The organism is Clostridium sp. DJ247, from assembly GCF_014231265.1.
Genome location: NZ_JABAIW010000129.1, coordinates 1 through 1,834, shown reverse-complemented (window position 1 = coordinate 1,834; position 1,834 = coordinate 1). Strand labels below are relative to the sequence as shown.

Here is a 1,834-nt window from a genome sequence, read left to right as displayed (position 1 = left end):
TATAAACTATAATTCTTTTGTATAAAGTCTCTTACATCTATTTCTTCTGTCCATTTTCCTTCTCTAAAACCATTCCATTGCTTTAACATATTAACATCCACCTCTTTACTAAACAATTAAAAATATCAAACTGCTAACATCTTTATTAAGAAACTTAATTTGTATTAAACTTATTTACCTACAACACTATTATACAATTATTTTGAAACTGTATCAATATAAATTTTCATTGATTTTACGCGTATTTTAAAGTTATGTTAACACAGATATTATTTCCTGTATCATTTCTATTATTTTCTCTGCAAATCGATTTTTTGTCAAAAATTGTCTTATAAAAGCAAATAGTTATCACATACTTATATATACTAATAAACTTTGTTAAAAAAAATTCATCTTTTCCACTACGAGACCTGAGGCTCTTACTTTTAAAACAAAGTAACACTTTGACTAAAAGCATAGTATTATAATTTATGGTGCTTTTTATTGCTTATATTCTTGTACATACAAAATATATGTAAGGAGTGTTGAAATTGCCAATATATCTTGATAACGCTGCTACGTCCTATCCTAAACCTGATATAGTAATAAACAAAATGTCTAATTTTATGAAGAACATTGGTGCTACAGCAGGAAGAGGTGCTTATAAGAATGCTATAGAAACTAATAGACTAATATTTAACTGCAGAGAAGCTATATGTAATTTATTTAATGGAAAAGATCCATCCAAAGTTATATTTACTTATAATATAACTGAATCTTTAAATCTTGTTATTAACGGCTTATTGCAAAGAGGTGATCACGTTATAACAAGTTCCATTGAACATAATGCAGTATGGAGACCATTGAAAACATTAGAAAGAGATCAATGCATAGAAATATCTACAGCTCCATGCAATAACGAAGGATTTACTAGCATAGAGGCTATAGAATCTCTTATAAAACCTAATACCAGACTTATAGTGTTTACTCACGCTTCTAACGTGCTTGGAACTATTCAACCTATTAGTGACATTGGTAAAATTGCTAAAAAACATGGTATAACGTTTCTAGTAGATTCTGCTCAGACTGCAGGTGCGTATCCTATAGATGTAGTTAGAGACAATATAGATTTTTTAGCTTTTACAGGTCATAAAAGTCTTTTAGGACCTACAGGCACTGGAGGACTTCTTATTAATTGTGATTCTTGCATATCTCCGTTAAAATCAGGAGGTACTGGTGGAGATTCAAAAAACCCCTTTCAACCAGACTACCTTCCCAATAGATTTGAGGCTGGTACACCTAATGTAGTTGGAATAATAGGCCTTAGAGAAGCCGTAAACTTTATAAGTTCTATAGGAGTAGGTAATATAAGGGAAAGAGAAGAAATTCTTACAAACTATGCTTTACAAGAGCTATCGCAAATTAGTGATATAACCATTTACGGGCCTAAGGATTCTAAAAAAATAGTAGGTGTTATATCATTTAATATTGATAACCTAACAGTAGACCAGATATCAAACGAGCTCAGTAAAAATGATATTATGGTTCGAGTTGGTTACCACTGCGCTCCATCTGCACATAAGTTAATGGGTACTTTAAACACTGGAGCTGTTAGAATTGGTATTGGTTATTTTAATAAGAAAAAACATATAGATGCCTTAATAAAAGTTTTAAATGCTTTAAAATAGAAAGATGCTGGGTATAATATCCAGCATTTTTCTTATACTACATATAAATATCCATGCCCAAAATTTAACTTATACGACCGTATATATTATCATGTTTCGTCACGTTAAATATTTTTAATTAGTCTAAAGCTCAAATTTGAGAAAAGCCTAAGAACTTTGATAAACTC

General features: G+C 30.2%; 1 protein-coding gene. It reads left to right on the top strand.

Going from position 1 to position 1,834, the window contains the following annotated elements; genetic code table 11:
• The first annotated feature begins 530 nt into the window (after nt 1-530).
• Nucleotides 531-1,667 carry an aminotransferase class V-fold PLP-dependent enzyme gene (locus HGI79_RS22360; RefSeq protein WP_185652871.1) on the top strand — a complete coding sequence of 379 codons (1,137 nt, stop codon included), beginning with the start codon at nt 531-533 and terminating at the stop codon, nt 1,665-1,667.
• Nucleotides 1,668-1,834: the final 167 nt, after the last annotated feature.